Genomic DNA, 20,966 nt, shown 5'->3' on the forward strand with positions numbered 1-20,966 from the left:
TCGCTAGGCGATCGACGGCAACACGATCTCGTCGCTGCGGCTGACGCCAGCGGTCAACTGGCGGCATTGCTCGAGAAACTCGCGCATGGCGCTGGTCTGGTACTTCTGTTTGTGCCAGATGAAGTAGAACTGTCGGGTGAGGTCCAACTGCGGGGTTTCCACCGGCACCAGGCTACCCCGGCGGAACGCATCGCGCAGCGCCAGGCGCGAGATGCAGCCAATCCCCAAGCCGGATTCCACCGCCCGTTTGATCGCCTCGGTATGTTCGAGCTCCAGGCGGATATTCAGCGCTGTCGGGTGGTGACGCATCGCCTGGTCGAAGGTCAGGCGCGTGCCCGACCCCTGTTCGCGCAGAATCCAGGCCTCGCGGGTCAGCTCTTCCAGGTTGGCTTGGCCATGGCGGGCGAGCGGATGCTGCGGGGCGCAGAACACCACCAGTTCATCCTCGACCCAGGGCTCCACTTCGATATCCGGGTGCTGGCAATCGCCTTCGATTAGGCCCAGATCAATTTCGTAATGCGCCACCTGTTGTACAACGTGAGCGGTGTTCTGTACGTGCAGTTTGACCCGGCATTCCGGGTGGTCCTGCATGAAACTGCCGATCAGCAAGGTGGCCAGGTAATTGCCCACCGTCAGGGTGGCGCCAACGGAAAGCGAGCTGAAACCGCCCTTGCCGTTGAGCATGCGCTCGATTTCCTTGGCCTGATCGAGCAAGGCCACGGCCTGCGGCAACAGCTGATGGCCGAGGGCGTTGAGCGACAGGCGCTTGCCGGCGCGATCGAATAGCTGGCAGTTGGATTGCCGCTCCAGTTCGGTCACCGAGGTACTGGCGGCCGACTGCGAGAGGGCCAGCGACTCGGCCGCGCGCGACACGCTTTCCTGCTGCGCGACAGCGACAAACACTTGCAGTTGGCGGAGAGTGAATCGCATATCTATATAACCGATAACCTATATCTTAATAATTCACTTAACAGATATTGTGGCCACCATTAACATGCCGCGCAACAGCACCCGTCGGGTGTGAGCGATTTTCCGAGGAAGCCTGCATGAGCAACCTGAACGTAGAGCGTGTGCTCAGCGTCCACCATTGGAACGATACCCTGTTCAGCTTCAAGACCACTCGCAATCCTGGCCTGCGTTTCGAGAACGGCCAGTTTGTGATGATCGGTCTGCAGCAAGAGAGCGGGCGCCCGCTGATGCGTGCTTACTCGATCGCCAGCCCGAACTACGAAGAGCACCTGGAGTTCTTCAGCATCAAGGTGCAGGACGGCCCGCTGACCTCGCAACTGCAGCACCTGAAGCCCGGCGACGAGCTGATGGTCAGCCGCAAACCAACTGGCACCCTGGTGCTGGACGATCTGCTGCCGGGCAAGCACCTCTATCTGCTCAGCACCGGTACTGGTCTGGCGCCGTTCATGAGCGTGATTCAGGACCCGGAAACCTACGAGCGTTTCGAGAAGGTCATCCTGATTCACGGTGTGCGTTACGTGAACGAAGTGGCCTACCGGGAATTCATCACCGAGCACCTGCCGCAGAACGAATTTTTCGGTGACGCGCTGAAAGAAAAACTGATCTATTACCCCACGGTAACCCGTGAGGAATTCGAGAACATGGGTCGCCTGACCGACCTGATGCGCAGCGGCAAGCTGTTCAGCGACATCGGCCTGCCACCGATCAACCCGCAGGACGACCGCGCGATGATCTGCGGTAGCCCGAGCATGCTCGACGAGACCAGCGAAGTGCTGAACGGCTTCGGCCTGAAAATCTCGGCACGCATGGGCGAACCGGGTGATTACTTGATCGAGCGTGCTTTCGTCGAGAAGTAAGCTGCCCGCAGTGGCTGAAAAAGCCCGCCAATTGGCGGGCTTTTTTGTGTCTGCGTAGGCGCTATCTTCAACGTCGGCGAGTGCAGCCGCCTCTCAGGTGTGGCTGAAACGCTGGCCGGACAGCGCGGGGTGATAGATCGGCTGCACCTTGTTGCCGGCGGGGTCGAGCAAATGAAAGCTGCGTGCGCCATCACCGTGATCGAAGGGGCGGTCGAGCAGGGTGACGTCCTGCGCCTTCAGATACTGATACCAGGCCTCTAGCTCTTCGACGCTGTCGACGATAAAACCGTAGTGATCGACCGCCTGCGCGCCGCTGCTCTTGGCATAGGCGCGGCCGAGGGAGAGGTTGTCGTTGCCGCAGGTCAGGTACACCAGGTCTTCATTGGCGCGGTGCAGCACTTGCATGCCGAGCACCTCGACATAAAAGCGCTCGCAGTCTTCCAGATTCGGTACCAAGAGGGCCAGGTGGCGTAAGCCGTTAAGCTGGCTGGGGCGGTCGAGCATCTTCTTGTACTCCAATTTGTATACAATTTACCTGGAATATAAGACAAAAAGGACTGCTCTGTGTACTGCCTGATTCTCAAGACCCAGCTAAAGCCCAACAGCTTCGAGGCCTTCATGGCCGCCATGCGTGTCAACGCCGCGGCCTCGGTGCGCGATGAGCCAGGCTGCCTGGCGTTCGATGTGCTGCGTGATCGCAGCGATCCAGATCTGCTTTATCTCTACGAGGTTTACACCGACGAGGCGGCATTTGAGGCGCATATGCTGACGGCGCACTTCCTCGCCAGCCGGCCGTTGGTCAACCCACTGATCGTCACCCAGGAGGTGATCGAGGCCGACGGGCTGGCGCTTAACCCCGCACGCAGCTGACGCACTCGGGTGTTGATCGTTCCCACGCTCCGCGTGGGAGTGCAGCGCCAAACGCTTCGCGTCTGCTCTGTTCTACGCCATGAATGGATGCAGAACATGCCAGCCGCCGTTCAGGCGTCCACTACTTCCAGCACGCAGATGCGCGTGGGCTCGGGGTAGTGCCAGCGCACCTGCACGTCCCACAACTGGGTGCCGTAGCGGCGGTTGGGCTCAGGCTGCTGATAGGCCGGGCGCGGGTCCTGCGCCAGGCATTGCTCGATCAACTCGAGCAGCGGTTCGCCCAGGCGCTGCGCGTGGGCCTGGGCCTGGGGTAGCGCGGCAGCGGCCCAATCCACGGCGATCAGCGCTGGAGCGGCGTCTGCAATCCGGTTGAAGGCCGTATCGAGCCGGTCGGCATAGGGTACATAGGGTTTGATATCCAGCACCGGCGTGCCGTCCAACAGGTCGATGCCGGACAGCCAGAGTTTGCCGGGTTCGACCCGCTCCAGCTTGACCACCGACTGGCCAAGGCCATTGGGCCGGTGCGTCGAGCGGGTCGCGAACACCCCGAGCGAGCGATTGCCGCCCAGGCGCGGCGGTCGGACCTTCAAACGTGGCTTGTCTTCCAGCGCCTGATGGAAGAGGAACAGCAGCCAGACATGGCTGACTTGCTCCAAGCCCTCAATGGCGTCGGCGTGATCGAACGGCGACAGCAGTTCCAGCACGCCACGGGCGGCCGGGGCCAGTTGCGGCTGGCGCGGAATGGCAAATTTCTCCTTGAAGCAGGAGCGCACGAAGCCGATGGGCGAGACGGAGTAGGGCATGGGCACGAGACTGGCTGGAAACCGCGCCATCATACCTGCGTGCGGGCGCTTGGCCAGTGCTCAAGTACGCAACAGGCCGACCAACAGGAACAGGCCCCAGCCCAACAGCAGCAGACCAGCCAGCCGGCTGAGCCAGCGCCCGCCGGGCAAGGTCTTTTCGAGCAGGACGTAGCCGCCGAGCATGGCGACCCACAGCAGGTTCATCACCCCGCCGACAAACAGCAACCCCATCAGCATCCAGCAGCAGCCCAGGCAGTAAAGGCCGTGGGCCAGGCCCATGCGCCAACCGCCCCAGGCACCGGGCCGCCAGTACGCCAGCAGGAAATGCAACGGCCCGCGGCAGTGTTCCAGGCAGGCGGTTTTACTGGGCAACAGTTGGTAGGTGCCGGCCGCCAGCAACAGGCCCGCGGCGAGCAGCGGGCGGCCGCGCATGCCGGGGCTGAGCAGGGTGAGTTGCTCCAGACCCCATTGCAGCAGGGTGGCAAGCAGGCTGAAGCCACTCCACACCAGCGCATAGGCCAGGCAGAACAGCGACAGCGCCCAACGCCTCTGCGCATCGGGCTGGTTTTTGCGCAACATCAGCTGGTACATCAGCAGCATCGGGATGGTGCTGGGCAGCATCATGCCGATCATCATCACCACCCACATGGCGAACATCAGCACGGCATCGCCGAAGCTCCAGGGCATCGGCATGCCGGCCATGGCCACGTCTGCCATACCACCGGGCGCGGCCATACTGACCGCCAGCCGTTGCAGTGCCAGCCACGCCAGGCCGCTCAGCGCCAGCAGGCAAAGCAACAGCAGCCATTGTTCCGGGCGCAATGGCCACAGGCGCCGGCTGTGCTGGACGCTGCCAGCCGCCCCAGCGGATAACCTGAGCGCCACTAGCGCACCACACCCTCACCGGTGAAATGCAATCGGGCGAAGTGCCCGTGGCTCTGCTTCGAGCTGATCTTGATGGCGCCGTGGGTCTGATAACTACCGCTGGCCATTTCCGCTTCGGTGAATTCGAAGCCGTCGGGCAGGATCAAGCGGGCCTGCTGGGGCTCACCGGTGACCGGGTTGCGGATCGGCTCACCGGTTACCTCCAGCACGCCGGGGATGAGCGTGTGAGACTGACGACTGGCCATGTCGACCGAAAATTCGATCGGCACGAACTGCGGTTCGTACACCTCGGTGACGGTGCTGCTGAACACCTGGAACACCGTGGCGCCGGGCTCCGTCTCCGCGCCGGAAAGAATGCTCAGGAGTGCCTCGCGCTGCGCGGGCGAGGCTTTGTCTTCGATAAACAGCTGGCAGCGGCCATTGCCCTCATGGATGGCTCTGGGCCAGGCGAACGTGCCAACCCAGCACAGGTCATCCAGTGAGGTGTCGTTGAAGTGCCCGTGCTGGACCCGCATCGAAACCACGGCTTCGCAATTGCCGTGGGTGGGCAAGGCGCTGAATTGGCATGGGCAGCCCCAGTTGCAGTTGCAGGAAGAAAATTCCACGCCCTGCAAGCGCCAGTTTGCCTTGTTCATGGCTGTCCTCCTTCTCGCGGTGTGGCTGCGAGAGGTCGCGTTATCCCCACCAGATAACGCTAGCAGAGCCGGCGTGCGGGGCCGCGACAGCCGACCAAGGGTAGGCGCGCCTCAGAGGCTGAAGCCACCATCGATGGGGATGATGGTGCCGGTCATGTAGGCCCCGGCGGTACTCGCCAGGCTGATCGCCAGTGCCGCCATCTCTTCTTCGCGGCCCCAACGCTGCATCGGGATCAAGGCGGTGTCTTCGGCCATGGCCTCGGCATCCTTGGCGATATGGCTGGTCATCTTGCTCGGGAAGCGCCCGGGGGCGATGACGTTGACGTTGATGTGCTGGCTGACCAGTTCGCGCGCCAGTATCCGCGACAGTTGGTGCAGCGCGGCTTTGCTCGGGCCATAGGCATAGGCGTCTTCGCCGAAGGAGGAAATCCCGGCTACCGAGCCGATATTGATGATCCGCGCCGGGTTCGCCGCCGAGCCCGCCTTGCGCAGCAGCGGCAGCAAGTGCTGGATGCAGCTGAACACCGAGGTGACGTTGAGCTGCATGACCTTTTCCCAGCCCTTCACCGGGTAGCTTTCCAGGGGCGCGCCCCAGGTCGTGCCGGCGTTGTTCACCAGAATGTCCAACTGGCCGATGTCACGGCTCAGCTGTGCCGCCAGCGCTTCGACGCCTTCCTCGCTGGCCAGGTTGGCGGCCAGGCCGTGGCAGGCGCCGAAGGCCGAGAGTTCGGCAGCGGTCTGCGCACAGGCCTCGGCATCGCGGGCGCACACATACACCGTGGCACCCGCCTCGACGAAGGCCTTGGCAATCATCTTGCCGATGCCGCGGGTACCGCCGGTGACCAGGGCCGTACGGCCTTGCAGGGAGAAGTAGGGGTGCATGGCGAGTCCTCTTAGCGATGGGTGGGCATACCCTAATCGGCGAGAGGCAATCGCGGAGGCACTATCGCGCTTGGGAATGCACGGCCATGCGCGGGAGGGTGGTGGCTTAGCCGCGAATACGCAGGGTCAGGCCCTTGAGGAAGTTTCTCAGCAGCTGATCGCCGCAGGTGCGGTAGTTGCTGTGGCCAAACTTGCGAAACAGCGCGCTCAGCTCCGGCTTGGAGACCGGGAAGTCGGAGGCCTGCAGAATGGCGTGCATGTCGTCTTCCTTCAGCTCGAAAGCCACGCGCAGCTTTTTCAGTACCATGTTGTTGGTGACCGGCAACTCCATCGGGTGCGTCGGGCGGCTTTCGTCTTTGCCGCGCTTGTGGAACACCAGGCCATCGAGGAAGTGCGCCATCACTTCATCGCTGCAATCGAGATAACCCTCTTCTTCGTCCTTTTTCAGAAAAGCGCTGACATCGTTCAGCGGCACGTCGTAATCGGCGAGCTTGATGATCTCGACGATCTTCGCGTCGCTGATATCGAGCATGTAGCGCACGCTGCGCAATACATCGTTATTGATCATTGTGGTGTCCTGATGGATTCATGGAGACGACGCCGCAACGTCGTCAGGCGGGCATGCGCCGAAATTAGAACTTCTCGGTCGTGGCCATATAACGCCATTGGCCGGGCTGCAATTTGCCCATGGAGACGCCGCCGATGCGGATGCGCTTCATGCTGACGACCGTGAGGCCGACGCTGGCGCACATGCGCGCGATCTGCCCCGGTTGTGGGTTTTTCAGGGCAAAACGCAGGCGGGTTTCGTTCTGCCAGCTGGCTTTCACCGGTGGCAGCACATGGCCCTTGTAGGTCAGGCCGTGGTTGAGTCGGTTGAGTCGGTTGAGCCCGTGCTCGGCGATCTCGCCGGCCACTTCGACGACATACTCCTGTTCGAGCTTGGCCGCGTCATCGGTGAGCTTGCGCAGCACTCGCCAGTCCTGGGTGAACACCAGCAAACCGCCGGCATCCGCCTGCAAGGGCGCGGTCGGGCTCAGCCGCACGAAATGGCCCTTGAGCGGGCGCGTGCCATAGCGGTGGTCGACCGACAGTGTCGCCGGGCTGATCAATTGCAGCGCTGCGCTGGAGTCGGCCGCTGGCGGTTGATTCAGCAACAAGGTGACCGGCTCGGCTTTGCTCAGCACGGCCTCGGCGAGCAGCTCGACCTTCTGTTCCAGCACCTTGAATTGCGGCTCCTCGATCACCTCGCCATCGACCGTGACCCAGCCACCTTCGATGTACAGCTCCGCCTCCCGGCGAGAGCAGCCGACCAGTTCGACAAGGCGTTTGGAGAGGCGAATGGGGTCTGTCATGACAAGGGCCGCAAAGAAGAGGGCGACCATTGTAACCGTCCCGGCCAGGTTAATACCGGCAAGCCGGAATAAACCTGCCAGGTGGCCTGGTGCGGCGGCAGTGGCCTGTTCATGCCCATGCCCAATGGCTGAGCAGCGCGAGTGCATACAAGGCGGTGGCCAGCACGATGCCGCGAAACGGAATGCTGAACCAATAGCGTTTGCCCAGGAATACATAGCCCAGCAGCATCAACAACCCAAGCGCAAGCAGAAAACCGGACTGGAACAGAAAGGCGCCATGCATAAGTGCCAGATAGCCATACACGCCACCGAACAGCAGAGCGCCAAAGCTATGGCTGGCATTGAAGCCGACCCAGGCCTTCCACATGCTGGTTTCACGCGAAATGACCGGCGACACCGCCTGCATCCGCGCCCGTAACTCTGTGTCGCGGGGCAACAGCTTGGGGCCGTGGAAGGTGTAAACAAGGTGAGCAACACCCAGCAGCAGAATGATCGCTGCGCTGCCGGCAATCAGCCAGGGTGCAAGTGTACTCAAGGTGATGTCTCCAGGGGCTGGCATGCAAGTCCGCACGCGCCGCAAGCGGCCGGCGAGGGGTTATGACTTGTGCGCGATGGGCTTATCGCTGAACAGATACGTTTTCAGTTGTGTGGAAAGCTTCGGATCTTTGCGCCGAATCCACTCCAGCACCATGGCCGCATGCTCTTTTTCTTCGTCGCGATTGTGCGCAAGGATGGCCTTGAGTTCCGCGTCCTTGCAGGCATCGCCGCGTTGGTTATACCAATCAATGGCTTCCAGTACCTCCATCAGCGAAACAATGGCTCTGTGCATGTCGCGGGTTTCAGCGGACAGCTCTTCAATGGGTTCGTGATAACCGACGCTGGACATACGGTTCTCCTGCCGATGGCCGGTGGTTCAGTGATGGGGCTGCGGCAGCCGCCAACCTGTCGGTGGCAGCGTGTGCCGGGTCGCCCCAGGGTTCAAAGCGCTCCGCTGACAAGGTAGGCGGCTGGTGCGGTGCATACAAGTTATGTGCCGGGGTTACGCTCTGCCACGGCTTATCGGTTTGATCGTGTCGCGGCCATCTGCGCCAAGGTGTCGAGCTTTTTGCAGCGCCTGTTAGGTGGAAAGACTCATGATTGAATTGTCGGTCTTGAAGGTTTGTCCATAATCAAGGCGCCGACGGCCAAGAGGATTGCAAGGGTATATGCAAACAAACCCAAGTTGATTTCGAAGATTGTTTTTTCAGTGCCATCAGAAAGCGTCATTGAGCCGCCGTAGCTATCGCGGAGTACATAGGCAAGAAGAAAGCCGCCCGTGACAAAGAAGGTCATAAGGCTGCTTAGGCGAATGTTGTTTCTGAACCAGGTGAGCCAGAAACAGAAGACTCCAATCGCAGTATTGGTAACGAGTTGCCAGGCTTCATGCAGGCGAGCGTGAGGTTCCCACATAGGATTGAATACGTGAGACTCGTTCAGTTCTAGGACAGGAACAACGATGGCGTAGAAAGTTATGCCTATGGTGATAAGCAGCTTGGGGATCATATTTAACAGTCCTTGTTGGTCATTACGGTTGTGAGTATGCCGAGTTTGACGAGTAAGCGCATAGTTAGGCGCTTACCCACGGAGAGCGAAAAACAGTAGTGCTCCAAGAAGGCCGTGCGTAATTGCATCGCACTTGAGACCACCTATTTGCATTGCCACTGACCAGTCAATTGCATTCGTGCTGACCAACCGTTTGCATTCGACTTGACCAGCACACGCCGTAGTGACGACCAGCAGAGAACGGCCAGGAGGGGCACTCGAAAGCGTCTAGGTATTGGTTTTCAGCTTGGTCCACAGGCGGGTGTTCTGACGCACGATTTTGGATGGCAACTCCTCTACGGTGAACAGCTTGTCCATCGCCTTTTTCGGCGGATAAACCGCCGGTTCGGCTCTCAGGGACGGGTGGACATAGGCATCGGCTGCCGTGTTGGGATTGGCATAATGGATAGCGTTGCTGATATTGGCGATGACTTTTGGATCGAGCAGGTAATTCATGTAGGCATAGCCGTTCTTTTCGTGCGGCGCGTTCTTCGGCATGACCATCATGTCGAACCACAGGGTGGAGCCTTCCTCGGGGATCGAATAGGCTATTTCTACTCCGTTGTTCGCCTCCTTGGCGCTGCGTGCCGCCTGCAGAATGTCGCCGTTGAAGCCGATGACGGCGCAGATATCGCCGTTAGCCAGGTCGGTGACGTACTTGGATGATTGAAAATACTGGATGTAAGGCCTGATCTTCAGCAGGGCCTGCTCGGCTTTACGGTAATCCGCTGGGTCGTGGCTATGGTGGGGCAGCCCCAGGTAGTTGAGGGTGATTGGCAGGATCTGCGTGGGGTTGTCGATCATCGCCACACCGCATTGGTTCAGCTTCTTGATGTTGTTTTCGTCCAGCAGCATGCGCCAGGAACGGGTGATCTCGGTGTCGCCGAATATCGCCTTGATCTTCTCGACGTTGTAGCCGATGCCGACGGTACCCCACATGTAGGGGTAACCATACTGGTTGCCCGGGTCGTTGGCCTCTAGCACTTTCATCAGCACTGGATCGAGGTTTTCCCAATTTGGCAACTGGCTCTTGTCGAGCTTCTGAATCGCGCCCGCTTTGATCAGCTTGGAGAGAAAATGGTTCGAGGGGCTGACCACGTCATAGCCGGTATTCCCGGTCATCAGCTTGGACTCGAGCACCTCGTTGCTGTCGTGGGTGTCGTAGGTCGCCTTGATTCCCGTGTCACGGGTGAAATTGCTCAGGGTGTCGTCGGCGATATACCCGGTCCAGTTGGAGATGTTGACTTCTCCGGCAGCGTAAGTCGTTGCCGAAAACGTGGTGAGCAATGCCGCGAGGTAGTTCTTATTGACGTTCATGTTCAGTCACCTTCTTGTTGAGGAGCTTTCGTTCTTGTTGTGACAGCCGAGTTTTCTAGATTTCCGTCCTGGCTCTAACCGCCTCCACTCGCATCCGCAGCATTGCGCCTATGTCGAGCAAAGGGCGCGGGGGTAACCAGCCAGGCTGGGCCCTGCCCATGACCGCGCGTAAAATTGGCGAATCGCCACCCGATGCCAGTTCGGCAAGCAGCCGCCCCCAGAGGGTGCCGCGCGCAACGCCCGAACCGTTGCATCCAGCCACGGCGAACAGACCCTCTTCGACCTTGGCGAAATAGGGCTGTCCGGAGCGCGACGCGCTCAGGTGCCCGGTCCAGGTGTATTGGATGTCCTGCTCGGCAAACCAGGGGAAGCGTCGCTGCAAGCCGAGCAAATGGTGTTTGCGGCGGCTCAAGAGTTCACTGCCGGACAAGTCCCGAGTCCGGTATTCCGCGGTGTTGCGGATCAGCACGCGCCGATCCGGGGTAAGCCGCACGGTGGCGCCGAGCGGCCGGGTGGACAGCACGCCCCAAGGTTCCACACCACCGATGCGGCGGTACTCCTCGTCGCTCAACGGCCGGCTGAGGCTGGCGCTGAGCTCCATCGGGAAAGTCCCGCTGTCGCGTACACCCACGCGGGGAAGGAAGGCATTCAGGCAGACCAGTACCTGCTTCGCCTCGATGCTGCCGCCAGGGCCATTGGTGCGCAGACGCCCCCTGCCCAGACGCTCCAGGCCGGAGATATCGGTATCCTCGAACAGGGTCACAGTGGCCGGCAGCGTATCCAGCAGGCCCTTCACGTATTTCGCCGGCTGCAGCAGCGCGTTGCCGTTGCCGCACCAGATCGCCGCTCGGTAATGCCGGGTTCCCAGTTTCTGGGCCAGGCGTTCGCCTTCCAGAAGTTGCGCAGAAGCACCGACGGCCCGTAGCGTTTCCAGCCGAGCGTCGACATGCGTCAGCTTGTGCGGATCGCTGACCGCGAAGAAATAGCCGGAGTCCTTGTATTCGCACTCGATGCCCAGGCGGGCAATACGCATGCGTACTTCCTCACTGGCGGCACGCGAGATCGAGGTATCCACTTCGTAACCGGCGAAGTCCCGGCTACCGACCAGTTCATCGACGCCGGGCTGCTCGTGGGCCACCACGAACCCGGAATTGCGCGCCGAGGCCCCCTGCGCCGCCCGCTGCCGGTCAACGATCACGATCCGTGCATGAGGATGCATGTCAGCCAGCGCATGAGCGGCTGAAAGCCCAGTAATACCCGCGCCTATCACCAGCCAGTCGGCCTTTTCCGTACCGCTCAGGCACTCCCGGCGGGGCGAGTGTCCAGCCAGCGGAATCCAACCACACTCATTCTTCATAGCATCGCCTCACATACTGTCGCCTGGACTAGCCGAGTAACTGCCGTCCCTTATGAGCCGCGCCTGACCGAAGGATGACAACATGCAGAACAAGCATGGAGAGCTTTAGGGTGGCGGACTCTATGGCTAGAATGTATGAGGCTCAGAGTGATATAACCAACGTTATAAACTCATTGGGCTATTCTCAAAACGCATGGATAGATTTCATCGCCTTCCCTCTCTCCAGGACTTGCAGGCCCTGGTAGCGGTTGCCGCTTCGGACAGCTTCACCCAAGCTGCACAAGAGCTCTGTTTGACCCAAAGCGCAGTGAGCCGAAAGATTCAGCAGCTGGAGAGTCACTTCGGTACCCCCATGTTCGTGAGGAACAGCCGCAGTGTCCGTCTGACCGCGGAAGGTGAACAGGTCCTGAGCACTGCGCAGAAAATTCTGGAGCAATTGAAAGTGCTGGAGAGCCGGATTTCTCCGCAGGAGCGCCCCTTTCGCATACGTATGCATGTGTCGCTGGCGGTCCGCTGGTTGCTGCCGAAATTGACCGACTTCTATAGGCGTTACCCGGACATATCCTTGTCGATCGAGACTGTTGCGACGGAAGTCGTCGAACCGTCCAGCGATAGCGATGCCTACATCCTCTATCTGCCCGCGCCGTCCAGTGATCCGGCCTGCCTGAACCTGTTCGAGGAGGCGCTGATTCCGGTATGCGCCCCCGGCCTGGGCAGCTCGGCCCAGCCACTTGAGTCGCTGGATGACTTGGTACGCTTCCCGCTGCTCCATCGTTCGACGGACAAGCAGGACTGGAAGCATTGGCTGGCAGCCAATGGCGGTAAGTCGCTGGAAGACTATAGGCAGATACCCTTCAACCTCGACGAGTTGGCGCTCGATGCCGCAGCACGAGGTCTGGGGGTAGCCATGACCGACATGACACTGGCTCAGGAGTCTATTGATCGCGGAGTACTGGTTGTCCCGTTCGGTTCTCCTTTGAAGACCAAGGGGGTCTATTCGATGTACCTGCAACCCTCAGCCGCATTGCACCCGGCGCGTTCGCGGATCATGCAATGGTTCGCCCAACAAACAGGCGATAACAACCTGCCATCCTCGGCATCGCTGGAGCGCTTGAAGCAATGCGGGCCTAAAGAGTAATGGCCTTTTTCCGCCTCATATAAGCCTCCAGCAGGGCACTCAACCAATGTCAGGGCTTACCTCTGCGCCTATACCGCGATCTGCGGTCATCGATTGCTTTGGCCGCCAAAGCGCGACCCGCCTGGATGTTGGTCGAGATGCTGGCTGTTTTCACGCAGACGGGGTCGGTTGCTGTCCTTCAGTGCTTGGCTGACGCACTTCCCCTGAGTGGTACCCGCTGACACCCATTAACTGCAAACAGTTGGTCAGCGTGAATGCAAATGGCTGGTCAGTTGCTGTGCAAGCGGGTGGTCAAGTAAGTGCAATTACGCAAGCCGCACGCAGCGGATCAACTTGCTGCACGGTCTCTTGCTTGGGTGGGCATCGAAGCACCAACGATGCGAGCCGAGTCATACCTTCTCACCGTATTTTCTTGATGCCGTTCTCGACACCTATACTCAAATCACTGTGATCGGACGTGCTGGACGTTCCGTTGCAGAGGGCGGCAAAGCTGCAAAAGCACCATAGGAAGCTTGCTAGGAGGAAGAGAGCAGCCCACTCAGGTCTGCGGAGCAATTAAACCCGTATGAGTCGTGTGAAGTGCTTGGTTGAAACATATCCGATGGCGGGCAGGCTACCGCTGTCGAATCTGTTTTAGGGGGCTGCGATGTTGAGTCGATGTTCCCGGATCTTCGCCTTGACCGTCGCCTTGATGGTGGCGTTGGCGGGGTGCGCCACTCCAGATCACGCCCCGCCGGTTCTGATTTCGGAGAATACCTGGCGGCAGGTCGATCGGGACATAGTGGTCGCGTCACTGGCCGCGACAGGACAGGCCAAAAACTACGCACACGAGTCCATGGAAGGCTGGATGGGCCTCGTCTACCAGCGCACTGATGCAGACTTCATTCCGTGGTTTACCAGCTACTGGACCCAGCAATGGCTGAGCATGAAGGTGGGCTGGTACAAGCTGAGCTCAGGGGGAGAGGCGGATCCGGCCGTAAATCGACTGGCTACCTATTTGCAGGAGCAATACCACGATCGCGTGCTGGATCCCGTCGCCAAGGAGATCGATCCCGAAGTGGTCATGGGGGAGGCGACGAAGTTCTACGTCCAGCTCCTCGGCGAGCAACTACAGGGAATCCCACAGCGTTACGGTGTCCCTCTAGATCAATTCGACCGGCGGCTCAAAGACATTCCAGCGATCGCGCTGGCACCTCCAGAAGCCCACAGTGCTTCGCTCTACCAGATTGTCCACGCCGACCCACTCGACAAGCTGCCGGCCTATGTGGCTTTGGTCGATCGGATCCGCATTGCCTCGGGTGGCGCGGGAGTCGGGTCATCGGACTCAGGCATATCGTCAGTGGCGAAGCGGACCAGCGAAAAACTGGAAGCCGATCTCGCCACCAGCGGTGTCGCCAGTGCCGCCTCCGCGGTGGTCGGCCGGGTAGCCGGCATGATGATTTCCATCGGAATGGCAGGCTTCCGTGCCATCGCGCACGAGAACGAACGGCCGGCAATGGAGGCGCAGCTTCGGGAAAACCTGGACGTCGCCTTGGGCGATGAGTGGTTTAGTCTGATGGGAAACCCCGCCACGGGGGTACTGGCAGGGGTCTATCACCTATCTGGGCAAATCGAAGGAAGTCTCGCCAAAACCGTTACGCTGCCGGTCAAATTCGAACCGGTGCCACGAGTAGTTCCCCTGCCGGGCGAATAACCGTTTTCAGGACGGAAAGCGTGACGATGGAGCCCCTGCCGACGATGGTAGCGCGGGTGAATAACCCGACACGGCCGCTGGCAGGCATGTCTATCCGCACCGGAAACGGGATGGGAGTCGCCTCTAGCCCAATCGACAGTCTCGATCGAGGGTCGGCTGCCGCCTAGGGTTAGGCGTCATTGGGTTGGTCTTTGAGTTGCTAAAGGGCTTCTCGGCGGCCTCATCCGCAATTAGGAGAGAACAGCAAACTCATTTCCGTCAAACACGAAGCCGGCGACTTCGCGCATGCCCATTTTTGCGTGGGCGCGCAGTGAGGCTGAGTTATCGCAGCGAATGAAGAGAGTGTCATCTCGGTTCCTTTCAGTGTGCGTGAGCGACACCTGACGTTTAGGTTAAGGAGTGGCAAGTCGTCGAGCGCTGGTGTAACACTTCTTGGGCGCCATAAAGTCGATAAGCGCTTTCACTGCATAACTCGCACACGTATCCGCAGCGAAAGGGATCGCAACCGGTATTCCTCCCCGCGACGAGTTGTCTCCCGCGCGTTGGGGCCGGGCTCGGAGCTGCGACAACCCGAGCCCTATCTTCAACGCCGTGGCAAGCGTCAGGCCCCGCTTTCCACTACCCGATAGCAGGGCACATAGGCCGCGCCGCCTGGCAGTTTCATGCGGTGCTGCTCGACGAACGCTTGTAGCAAGTGATCCAGAGGCTGCATCACGGCCGCATCGCCATGGATCTCGTAGCAGCCGTGCTGCTCGATCAGGCGGATGCCCTTGTCTTTCACGTTGCCGGCGACGATGCCGGAAAAGGCGCGACGCAGATTGGCCGCTAGCTCGTGAGGAGGCAAGTCGTGGTTAAGCTGGAGGTTGGCCATGTTGGCGTGGGTGGGGTCGAACGGGCGCTGAAAGCCTTCGTCTATTTTGAGCAGCCAGTTGAAATGAAAGGCGTCGTTGCGCTCTCGCCGGAACTGCTTGACCGCTTTTAATCCCTGGGCCATTTGCATTGCCACTTGAGCAGGATCATTGATGATGATCTGGTAAAAGCGCTGTGCGGCATCCCCCAGAGTCGCGCCGACGAACGCGTGCAACTGCTGCAGGTAGGGCGCCGCACTCTTTGGTCCGGTCAGAATAACTGGGAACGGTATTTCTCGGTTATCCGGGTGCATCAGGATGCCTAGCAGGTAGAGGAACTCCTCGGCGGTGCCGGCCCCACCGGGGAAAATGATGATGCCGTGGCCAACGCGTACGAAGGCCTCCAGGCGTTTCTCGATGTCCGGAAGGATCACCAATTCGTTGACGATCGGGTTAGGCGCCTCGGCAGCGATGATTCCAGGTTCCGTCAGCCCCAGGTAGCGGCCGCCGTTGATCCGTTGCTTGGCATGGCCGATGGTGGCGCCCTTCATCGGCCCTTTCATCACGCCAGGCCCGCAACCGGTGCAGACATCCAGTTTGCGCAGGCCCAGTTCGTGACCGACCTTCTTGGTGTATTTGTACTCTTCGGTGCTGATCGAATGGCCGCCCCAGCACACCACGATCTTCGGATCTACCCCGGGACGCAGGGTGCGGGCGTTACGCAGCAGATGGAAGACGTAGTCGGTGATGCCCTGGGAGCTGCTCAAGTCGATGCGCTGGCTGTCCAGTTCGTTCTCGGTATAGACAATGTCACGCAGGGCGCTGAACAGCATCTCGCGGGTGCTGGCAATCATCTCGCCGTCGACGAAGGCATCCGCCGGCGCGTTGAGCAGTTCCAGGCGCACCCCTCGATCCTGCTGGTGAATGCGAACCTCGAAGTCCTGGTAGGCATCAAGAATGGTCTTGGCGTTGTCAATGTGGGAGCCCGTGTTGAGGATCGCCAAGGCGCACTGACGGAACAGCCTGTAGATGCTGCCGGATCCGGCTTCGCTCAGTTGCTGCACTTCGCGGTGGGACAGTGTTTCCAGGCTGCCCTTGGGGCTTACTTGAGCGTTGATGACTTGTCTTGAGGGCATTCTAGGTTCCATGAAAGCGATGCCATGAGCCAGGAAGAGGCCATTGCACCAGGATAGTGGGCGCCGAACGCATTGGCGCGCCGCTTGTTACGACAGTAGGTCTCGTCTGGGCATGGCGATGTCACAAGCCGCGCTGTGGGTCTTTGCTCCAGAGGATGTGGATCAGCGAAATTGCGAGACCCTTAGAGGTCTGACAAGGAAATTCTGAAATCTGCTTGCAACGACTGAGTCGGACGCTGGCCTCCATCTGCTGTCGCGCAAACATCCAGGCAACCTTGGTGGGGTAACGCTGCAGATTCCTTCTGTAGATTGATTATGACGGTCGCGGGCAGGACCGTTCACCCGGCAAGAGTAGAGCAGGCGCTGGAAAACCTCTACGAGTCGGATAGCGATGCACTCGAAGGCAGGAGGCGCTTATCTGTAATTACCGCGCGGGTTGCTCCCGCCATACCGCGCTGATCGTTCCCATGCGCTTGGGCCCGGTGGGGGACAAGCCCTTCCGGCGGCGCATAAAAAGCCCCGCAGGTGCGGGGCTATTTATGCGCGTAGTCAGATCGTTTCGGCCCAGAGGTCGTACTCGTCGGCATCGGTGACGCGGCACCAGACTTTATCGCCGGGCTTGAGGTCCTGGTCGCTGTCGACGTAGACGTTGCCGTCGATTTCCGGGGCGTCGAAGAAGCAGCGGCCGACCGCGCCTTGTTCATCGACTTCGTCGATCAGCACTTCGATGTCCTTGCCGATTTTCAGTTGCAGGCGGGCGGTGCTGATGGCTTGTTGGTGGGCCATGAAGCGATCCCAGCGCTCTTGCTTCACTTCGTCCGGCACCACTGCGGCGTCCAGCAGGTTGGCCGGTGCGCCTTCGACGGGCGAGTACTGGAAGCAGCCAACGCGGTCGAGTTGGGCTTCGGTCAGCCAGTCGAGCAGGTATTGGAAGTCTTCCTCGGTTTCGCCCGGGAAGCCGACGATGAAGGTGGAGCGGATGATCAGCTCCGGGCACTGTTCGCGCCACTTCTTGATGCGCGCCAGGGTTTTGTCTTCGAAGGCCGGGCGCTTCATGGCCTTGAGGATTTTCGGGCTGGCGTGCTGGAAGGGGATGTCCAGGTACGGCAGGATTTTACCGGCGGCCATCAGCGGGATCACGTCGTCGACGTTGGGGTACGGGTAGACATAGTGCAGGCGCACCCAGACGCCGAGCGTGCTGAGGGCTTCGCACAGTTCCAGCATGCGGGTTTTCACCGGCTGGCCGTTCCAGAAGTCGGTCTTGTATTTGACGTCGACGCCGTAGGCGCTGGTGTCCTGGGAGATCACCAGCAGCTCTTTGACGCCGGCTTTGACCAGGCGCTCGGCTTCGCTCAGGACGTCACCGACCGGGCGGCTGACCAGTTTGCCGCGCATCGAGGGGATGATGCAGAAGCTGCAGCTGTGGTTGCAGCCTTCGGAAATCTTCAGGTAGGCGTAGTGGCGCGGGGTGAGTTTGATGCCTTGCGGCGGCACCAGGTCGATCAGCGGGTTGTGATCGAGCTTCGGCGGCACGGCAGCGTGTACGGCGTTGACCACCTGTTCGTACTGCTGCGGGCCGGTGACGGCGAGTACGCTGGGGTGTACGTTGCGGATTGCGCTCTCTTCCACGCCCATGCAGCCGGTGACGATGACTTTGCCGTTTTCGGCGATGGCTTCGCCGATCACGTCCAGCGACTCAGCCTTGGCGGCATCAATAAAGCCGCAGGTGTTGACCACCACTACGTCGGCGTCCTGGTAGGTGGCGACGACTTCGTAACCTTCCATGCGCAACTGGGTCAGGATACGTTCGGAGTCGACCAGGGCTTTCGGGCAACCCAGGGAGACAAAGCCGACTTTCGGCGTGGCGGCGGTGGACATGGCGAACCTCGGGCGGTTGTTTGCGGTGGGCGCTTAGCGGAGCGCCTCTGATCAAAAAGTGCGCAATTCTAGCGGCAGGTCGGGCACTTGACCAGCCTCCGTCGGGCAGATGCCGGTTAGCTATGCTCTGAGCGGGCGTTCGAGCACTATGTGGCTTCTTAGGGTCGGGATAATCAGGTATAAAGCCGGCCAGTTTGGGCAGATGGGGCTGGCGCCACTGTCCGCGATCCATTTCAGGAGCTTAGTGCATGTCCAAGACGCTTTCTGCGGCGGCTGGCGAACCGGCCCCCCAGGCCAAGTCATCGACGATTGGTCTGATGGTCGCTGCCGTGGGTGTGGTCTATGGCGATATCGGTACCAGCCCGCTGTATACCCTCAAGGAAGTCTTCTCCAGTCATTATGGGGTGCAGGTCAACCACGATGGGGTGCTGGGTATCCTTTCGCTGATCTTCTGGTCGTTGATCTGGGTGGTGTCGCTCAAGTACGTGCTGTTCATGCTGCGGGCCGATAATCAGGGCGAGGGCGGGGTTATGGCGCTCACCGCCCTGGCGCACCGCGCCGCCAGAGCTCATCCGAGGTTGAGGAATGTGCTGGTGGTGCTGGGCCTGTTTGGCGCGGCCTTGTTTTATGGCGACAGCATGATCACCCCGGCGATTTCAGTGCTGTCGGCGGTGGAGGGGTTGGAGCTGGCTTTCGAGGGGATTGAGCATTGGGTGGTACCGCTGTCCTTGATCGTGCTGGTCGCCCTGTTCCTGATTCAGAAGCACGGTACGGCGCGGATCGGCATTCTGTTCGGCCCGGTGATGGTGCTCTGGTTCGTGGTACTTGGTGCGCTGGGGGTGCATGGCATCTTGCAGCGTCCGGAAGTGCTGCATGCGCTCAACCCCTATTGGGGCGTGAATTTCTTTATCGCCCATCCGGGCATTGGCGTCGCCATTCTCGGCGCGGTGGTGCTGGCGCTGACCGGCGCCGAGGCGCTGTATGCGGATATGGGCCACTTTGGCCGCAAGCCGATTGCCCGCGCCTGGTTCGCCCTGGTGTTGCCGGGGTTGGCCCTCAACTACTTCGGTCAGGGTGCGTTGCTGCTCGAGAACCCCGAGGCGGCGCGTAACCCCTTCTATCTATTGGCACCAAGTTGGGCGCTGTTGCCGATGGTCGGGCTCTCCACGCTGGCTACTATCATCGCCTCGCAGGCGGTGATTTCCGGTGCCTTCTCGCTGACGCGCCAGGCTATCCAGCTAGGCTATGTGCCGCGGATGTTCATCCAGCACACCTCCAGCCATGAACAGGGGCAGATCTACATCGGTGCGGTGAACTGGGCGCTGATGGTCGGTGTGGTGCTCTTGGTCATCGGTTTCGAGTCCTCCAGTGCACTGGCCGCGGCCTACGGAGTGGCCGTCACCGGTACCATGTTGATCGACACCCTGTTGGTGGCGTCGGTGATATTGCTGTTGTGGAAATGGCCGCCTGTGCTGGCAGTACCGATTTTGCTGGCTTTTCTCTTGGTCGATGGGCTGTTCTTCGCCGCCAACCTGCCGAAAGTGCTGCAGGGCGGGGCATTTCCGGTGGTGGCGGGGATTGCCTTGTTTATATTGATGACCACTTGGAAACGAGGCCGTCTGTTGCTGGTCGATCGCCTTGACGAGAGCGCCTTGCCGCTGCCGATCTTCATCAGCAGCATTCGTGTGCAGCCGCCGCATCGGGTGCAAGGCACGGCGGTGTTCCTCACCGCGCGCGCCGATGCCGTGCCTCACGCCTTGTTGCATAACCTGCTGCACAATCAAGTGCTGCATGAGACGGTGGTGTTGCTGACGGTGACGGCCGAGGATGAGCCGCGGATTCCGACGGAGCGGCGTTTCGAGGTCGAGTCGTACGGCGAAGGCTTTTATCGTGTGGTGCTGCACTTCGGCTTTATGGACGAGCCCAATGTGCCGGCGGCCCTTGGGCTCTGTCATCTGGAGGGGCTGGACTTCACCCCGATGCGCACCACTTATTTCCTCAGTCGCGAGACGATCATCTCGGCCAAGCGGTTTGGCATGGCGCGCTGGCGTGAGCTGCTGTTCGCCTTCCTGCTGAAGAACGCCAACGGCAACCTGCGCTTCTTCAACCTGCCGCTGAATCGGGTGATCGAGCTGGGTACCCAGGTCGAGATATGAGCCGCACGGGGCGGTGGATGGCGCTGCGCCACGTCCACCGCCAACGGCTCAGCCGCGACGCGGCAGCATGCGTGTGAGGGTGTTGTCGCGCACGATGTAGTGGTGATACAGCCCGGCCACGGCATGCAGGCCGATCAGCCAGTAACCCAGTGTGGCACCCAGTTCGTGCAGGTATTTGACCTGCCTGGCGAGTTCGGGGTTCTTGCCAACCAGTGCCGGCAGCTCCAGACCGTAGAAGGGAATGGGCTTGTCGGCGGCGCTGAGGATCAGCCAGCCGGCCAGCGGCAGGCCGATCATCAAGGCGTAGAGCGCCAGGTGCATCAGCCTGGCGGGTAGCACCTGCCAGGTCGGCGCGGTGGGCTCGATGCGCGGTGTCGGGCTCAGCAGGCTCATGGCCAGGCGCAACCAGGCCAGTGCGAACACGCTCAGGCCGAGGATGAAGTGCCACTCTTTGAGGCCTTCGCGCCCGGCGCTGCCTTTGGGGAAGTACCCCCTTAATTCCATGCAGGCGTAGACCGCAGCGATCAAGAGCAGCATCAACCAGTGCAGGGAGATGCTCAGGGTTCCATAGCGGGACTCGGTGTTTTTCCAGCTCATCAGGGTTTCCTT

General features: G+C 60.5%; 21 protein-coding genes. 5 read left to right on the forward strand and 16 right to left on the reverse strand.

The window, feature by feature from the left end:
* Positions 1-3 precede the first annotated feature (3 nt).
* Positions 4-930 (reverse strand): LysR family transcriptional regulator, encoded by a 927-nt coding sequence (locus tag AC3IYG_RS06845; RefSeq protein WP_489313032.1) that lies wholly within the window; start codon positions 928-930, stop codon positions 4-6.
* Between the two features lie 116 nt (positions 931-1,046).
* Between AC3IYG_RS06845 and fpr the strand changes: the two genes are divergently transcribed.
* On the forward strand, positions 1,047-1,826 hold the full coding sequence (fpr, locus tag AC3IYG_RS06850; protein WP_489313033.1) for a ferredoxin-NADP reductase: 780 nt from the start codon (positions 1,047-1,049) through the stop codon (positions 1,824-1,826).
* Positions 1,827-1,919: 93 nt separating this feature from the next.
* Here fpr and AC3IYG_RS06855 read toward each other — a convergent pair whose 3' ends face one another.
* The gene (locus AC3IYG_RS06855) at positions 1,920-2,330 is read right to left on the reverse strand and encodes a VOC family protein (protein ID WP_489313034.1); all 411 of its coding nucleotides are present in this window, start codon (positions 2,328-2,330) and stop codon (positions 1,920-1,922) included.
* A gap of 60 nt (positions 2,331-2,390) precedes the next feature.
* Between AC3IYG_RS06855 and AC3IYG_RS06860 the strand changes: the two genes are divergently transcribed.
* Positions 2,391-2,696 carry a putative quinol monooxygenase gene (locus tag AC3IYG_RS06860; protein ID WP_489313035.1) on the forward strand — a complete coding sequence of 102 codons (306 nt, stop codon included), beginning with the start codon at positions 2,391-2,393 and terminating at the stop codon, positions 2,694-2,696.
* Between the two features lie 110 nt (positions 2,697-2,806).
* Here AC3IYG_RS06860 and tsaA read toward each other — a convergent pair whose 3' ends face one another.
* The 11 genes from tsaA to AC3IYG_RS06915 form a co-directional block, all read right to left on the reverse strand.
* The gene (tsaA, locus tag AC3IYG_RS06865; protein WP_489313036.1) at positions 2,807-3,499 is read right to left on the reverse strand and encodes a tRNA (N6-threonylcarbamoyladenosine(37)-N6)-methyltransferase TrmO; all 693 of its coding nucleotides are present in this window, start codon (positions 3,497-3,499) and stop codon (positions 2,807-2,809) included.
* Between the two features lie 60 nt (positions 3,500-3,559).
* Positions 3,560-4,384, reverse strand: a complete 825-nt coding sequence (locus AC3IYG_RS06870) for a DUF2182 domain-containing protein (RefSeq protein WP_489313037.1) — start codon at positions 4,382-4,384, stop codon at positions 3,560-3,562.
* Positions 4,384-5,019, reverse strand: a complete 636-nt coding sequence (locus tag AC3IYG_RS06875; RefSeq protein WP_489313038.1) for a DUF1326 domain-containing protein — start codon at positions 5,017-5,019, stop codon at positions 4,384-4,386. Before AC3IYG_RS06875 ends, AC3IYG_RS06870 begins: the two co-directional genes overlap by 1 nt.
* A 111-nt stretch (positions 5,020-5,130) precedes the next feature.
* Positions 5,131-5,901: an SDR family oxidoreductase gene (locus AC3IYG_RS06880; RefSeq protein ID WP_489313039.1), complete on the reverse strand. Its 771-nt coding sequence runs from the start codon at positions 5,899-5,901 to the stop codon at positions 5,131-5,133.
* Positions 5,902-6,007: 106 nt separating this feature from the next.
* Positions 6,008-6,469, reverse strand: a complete 462-nt coding sequence (locus AC3IYG_RS06885) for a YehS family protein (protein ID WP_489313041.1) — start codon at positions 6,467-6,469, stop codon at positions 6,008-6,010.
* 64 nt (positions 6,470-6,533) lie between these two features.
* Positions 6,534-7,253 carry an rRNA pseudouridine synthase gene (locus AC3IYG_RS06890; RefSeq protein WP_489313042.1) on the reverse strand — a complete coding sequence of 240 codons (720 nt, stop codon included), beginning with the start codon at positions 7,251-7,253 and terminating at the stop codon, positions 6,534-6,536.
* Positions 7,254-7,362: 109 nt separating this feature from the next.
* Positions 7,363-7,788, reverse strand: a complete 426-nt coding sequence (locus AC3IYG_RS06895) for an LIC_13387 family protein (RefSeq protein WP_489313043.1) — start codon at positions 7,786-7,788, stop codon at positions 7,363-7,365.
* A 60-nt stretch (positions 7,789-7,848) separates the two neighbouring features.
* The gene (locus AC3IYG_RS06900) at positions 7,849-8,139 is read right to left on the reverse strand and encodes an encapsulin-associated ferritin-like protein (RefSeq protein ID WP_489313044.1); all 291 of its coding nucleotides are present in this window, start codon (positions 8,137-8,139) and stop codon (positions 7,849-7,851) included.
* 245 nt (positions 8,140-8,384) lie between these two features.
* The gene (locus tag AC3IYG_RS06905) at positions 8,385-8,795 is read right to left on the reverse strand and encodes a hypothetical protein (protein WP_489313045.1); all 411 of its coding nucleotides are present in this window, start codon (positions 8,793-8,795) and stop codon (positions 8,385-8,387) included.
* A 267-nt stretch (positions 8,796-9,062) separates the two neighbouring features.
* Positions 9,063-10,151, reverse strand: a complete 1,089-nt coding sequence (locus AC3IYG_RS06910) for a polyamine ABC transporter substrate-binding protein (protein ID WP_489313046.1) — start codon at positions 10,149-10,151, stop codon at positions 9,063-9,065.
* A 55-nt stretch (positions 10,152-10,206) separates the two neighbouring features.
* Positions 10,207-11,508 (reverse strand): NAD(P)/FAD-dependent oxidoreductase, encoded by a 1,302-nt coding sequence (locus AC3IYG_RS06915; RefSeq protein WP_489313047.1) that lies wholly within the window; start codon positions 11,506-11,508, stop codon positions 10,207-10,209.
* Positions 11,509-11,701: 193 nt separating this feature from the next.
* On the opposite strand from AC3IYG_RS06915, the gene AC3IYG_RS06920 reads away from it, so the two are divergent.
* Together AC3IYG_RS06920 and AC3IYG_RS06925 are read left to right on the forward strand one after the other, a co-directional pair.
* Complete coding sequence (locus AC3IYG_RS06920; RefSeq protein ID WP_489313048.1) at positions 11,702-12,646, forward strand: LysR substrate-binding domain-containing protein; 945 nt, start codon at positions 11,702-11,704, stop codon at positions 12,644-12,646.
* 676 nt (positions 12,647-13,322) lie between these two features.
* On the forward strand, positions 13,323-14,339 hold the full coding sequence (locus AC3IYG_RS06925) for a hypothetical protein (protein WP_489313049.1): 1,017 nt from the start codon (positions 13,323-13,325) through the stop codon (positions 14,337-14,339).
* Between the two features lie 601 nt (positions 14,340-14,940).
* Here the strand turns inward: AC3IYG_RS06925 and ppnN are convergent.
* The gene (ppnN, locus tag AC3IYG_RS06930; RefSeq protein ID WP_489313050.1) at positions 14,941-16,323 is read right to left on the reverse strand and encodes a nucleotide 5'-monophosphate nucleosidase PpnN; all 1,383 of its coding nucleotides are present in this window, start codon (positions 16,321-16,323) and stop codon (positions 14,941-14,943) included.
* A gap of 549 nt (positions 16,324-16,872) precedes the next feature.
* Complete coding sequence (gene rimO, locus AC3IYG_RS06935) at positions 16,873-18,201, reverse strand: 30S ribosomal protein S12 methylthiotransferase RimO (RefSeq protein WP_489313051.1); 1,329 nt, start codon at positions 18,199-18,201, stop codon at positions 16,873-16,875.
* 248 nt (positions 18,202-18,449) lie between these two features.
* On the opposite strand from rimO, the gene AC3IYG_RS06940 reads away from it, so the two are divergent.
* Positions 18,450-20,357, forward strand: a complete 1,908-nt coding sequence (locus tag AC3IYG_RS06940; RefSeq protein WP_489313052.1) for a potassium transporter Kup — start codon at positions 18,450-18,452, stop codon at positions 20,355-20,357.
* A gap of 48 nt (positions 20,358-20,405) precedes the next feature.
* On the opposite strand, the gene AC3IYG_RS06945 is transcribed toward AC3IYG_RS06940, so the two are convergent.
* A complete protein-coding gene (locus AC3IYG_RS06945; protein ID WP_489313054.1) occupies positions 20,406-20,954 on the reverse strand; it encodes a cytochrome b in 549 nt (182 codons plus the stop codon).
* Positions 20,955-20,966: the final 12 nt, after the last annotated feature.

The sequence above is a fragment of the Pseudomonas sp. KH_027 genome, from assembly GCF_057838565.1.

Bases quoted from the DNA above. Each gene is read 5' to 3' on its own strand.
- AC3IYG_RS06845 (WP_489313032.1), bottom strand. From the start codon at position 930: ATGCGATTCACTCTCCGCCAACTGCAAGTGTTTGTCGCTGTCGCGCAG.
- fpr (WP_489313033.1), top strand. From the start codon at position 1,047: ATGAGCAACCTGAACGTAGAGCGTGTGCTCAGCGTCCACCATTGGAAC.
- AC3IYG_RS06855 (WP_489313034.1), bottom strand. From the start codon at position 2,330: ATGCTCGACCGCCCCAGCCAGCTTAACGGCTTACGCCACCTGGCCCTC.
- tsaA (WP_489313036.1), bottom strand. From the start codon at position 3,499: ATGCCCTACTCCGTCTCGCCCATCGGCTTCGTGCGCTCCTGCTTCAAG.
- AC3IYG_RS06875 (WP_489313038.1), bottom strand. From the start codon at position 5,019: ATGAACAAGGCAAACTGGCGCTTGCAGGGCGTGGAATTTTCTTCCTGC.
- AC3IYG_RS06880 (WP_489313039.1), bottom strand. From the start codon at position 5,901: ATGCACCCCTACTTCTCCCTGCAAGGCCGTACGGCCCTGGTCACCGGC.
- AC3IYG_RS06885 (WP_489313041.1), bottom strand. From the start codon at position 6,469: ATGATCAATAACGATGTATTGCGCAGCGTGCGCTACATGCTCGATATC.
- AC3IYG_RS06890 (WP_489313042.1), bottom strand. From the start codon at position 7,253: ATGACAGACCCCATTCGCCTCTCCAAACGCCTTGTCGAACTGGTCGGC.
- AC3IYG_RS06900 (WP_489313044.1), bottom strand. From the start codon at position 8,139: ATGTCCAGCGTCGGTTATCACGAACCCATTGAAGAGCTGTCCGCTGAA.
- AC3IYG_RS06905 (WP_489313045.1), bottom strand. From the start codon at position 8,795: ATGATCCCCAAGCTGCTTATCACCATAGGCATAACTTTCTACGCCATC.
- AC3IYG_RS06910 (WP_489313046.1), bottom strand. From the start codon at position 10,151: ATGAACGTCAATAAGAACTACCTCGCGGCATTGCTCACCACGTTTTCG.
- AC3IYG_RS06915 (WP_489313047.1), bottom strand. From the start codon at position 11,508: ATGAAGAATGAGTGTGGTTGGATTCCGCTGGCTGGACACTCGCCCCGC.
- AC3IYG_RS06920 (WP_489313048.1), top strand. From the start codon at position 11,702: ATGGATAGATTTCATCGCCTTCCCTCTCTCCAGGACTTGCAGGCCCTG.
- ppnN (WP_489313050.1), bottom strand. From the start codon at position 16,323: ATGCCCTCAAGACAAGTCATCAACGCTCAAGTAAGCCCCAAGGGCAGC.
- rimO (WP_489313051.1), bottom strand. From the start codon at position 18,201: ATGTCCACCGCCGCCACGCCGAAAGTCGGCTTTGTCTCCCTGGGTTGC.
- AC3IYG_RS06940 (WP_489313052.1), top strand. From the start codon at position 18,450: ATGTCCAAGACGCTTTCTGCGGCGGCTGGCGAACCGGCCCCCCAGGCC.
- AC3IYG_RS06945 (WP_489313054.1), bottom strand. From the start codon at position 20,954: ATGAGCTGGAAAAACACCGAGTCCCGCTATGGAACCCTGAGCATCTCC.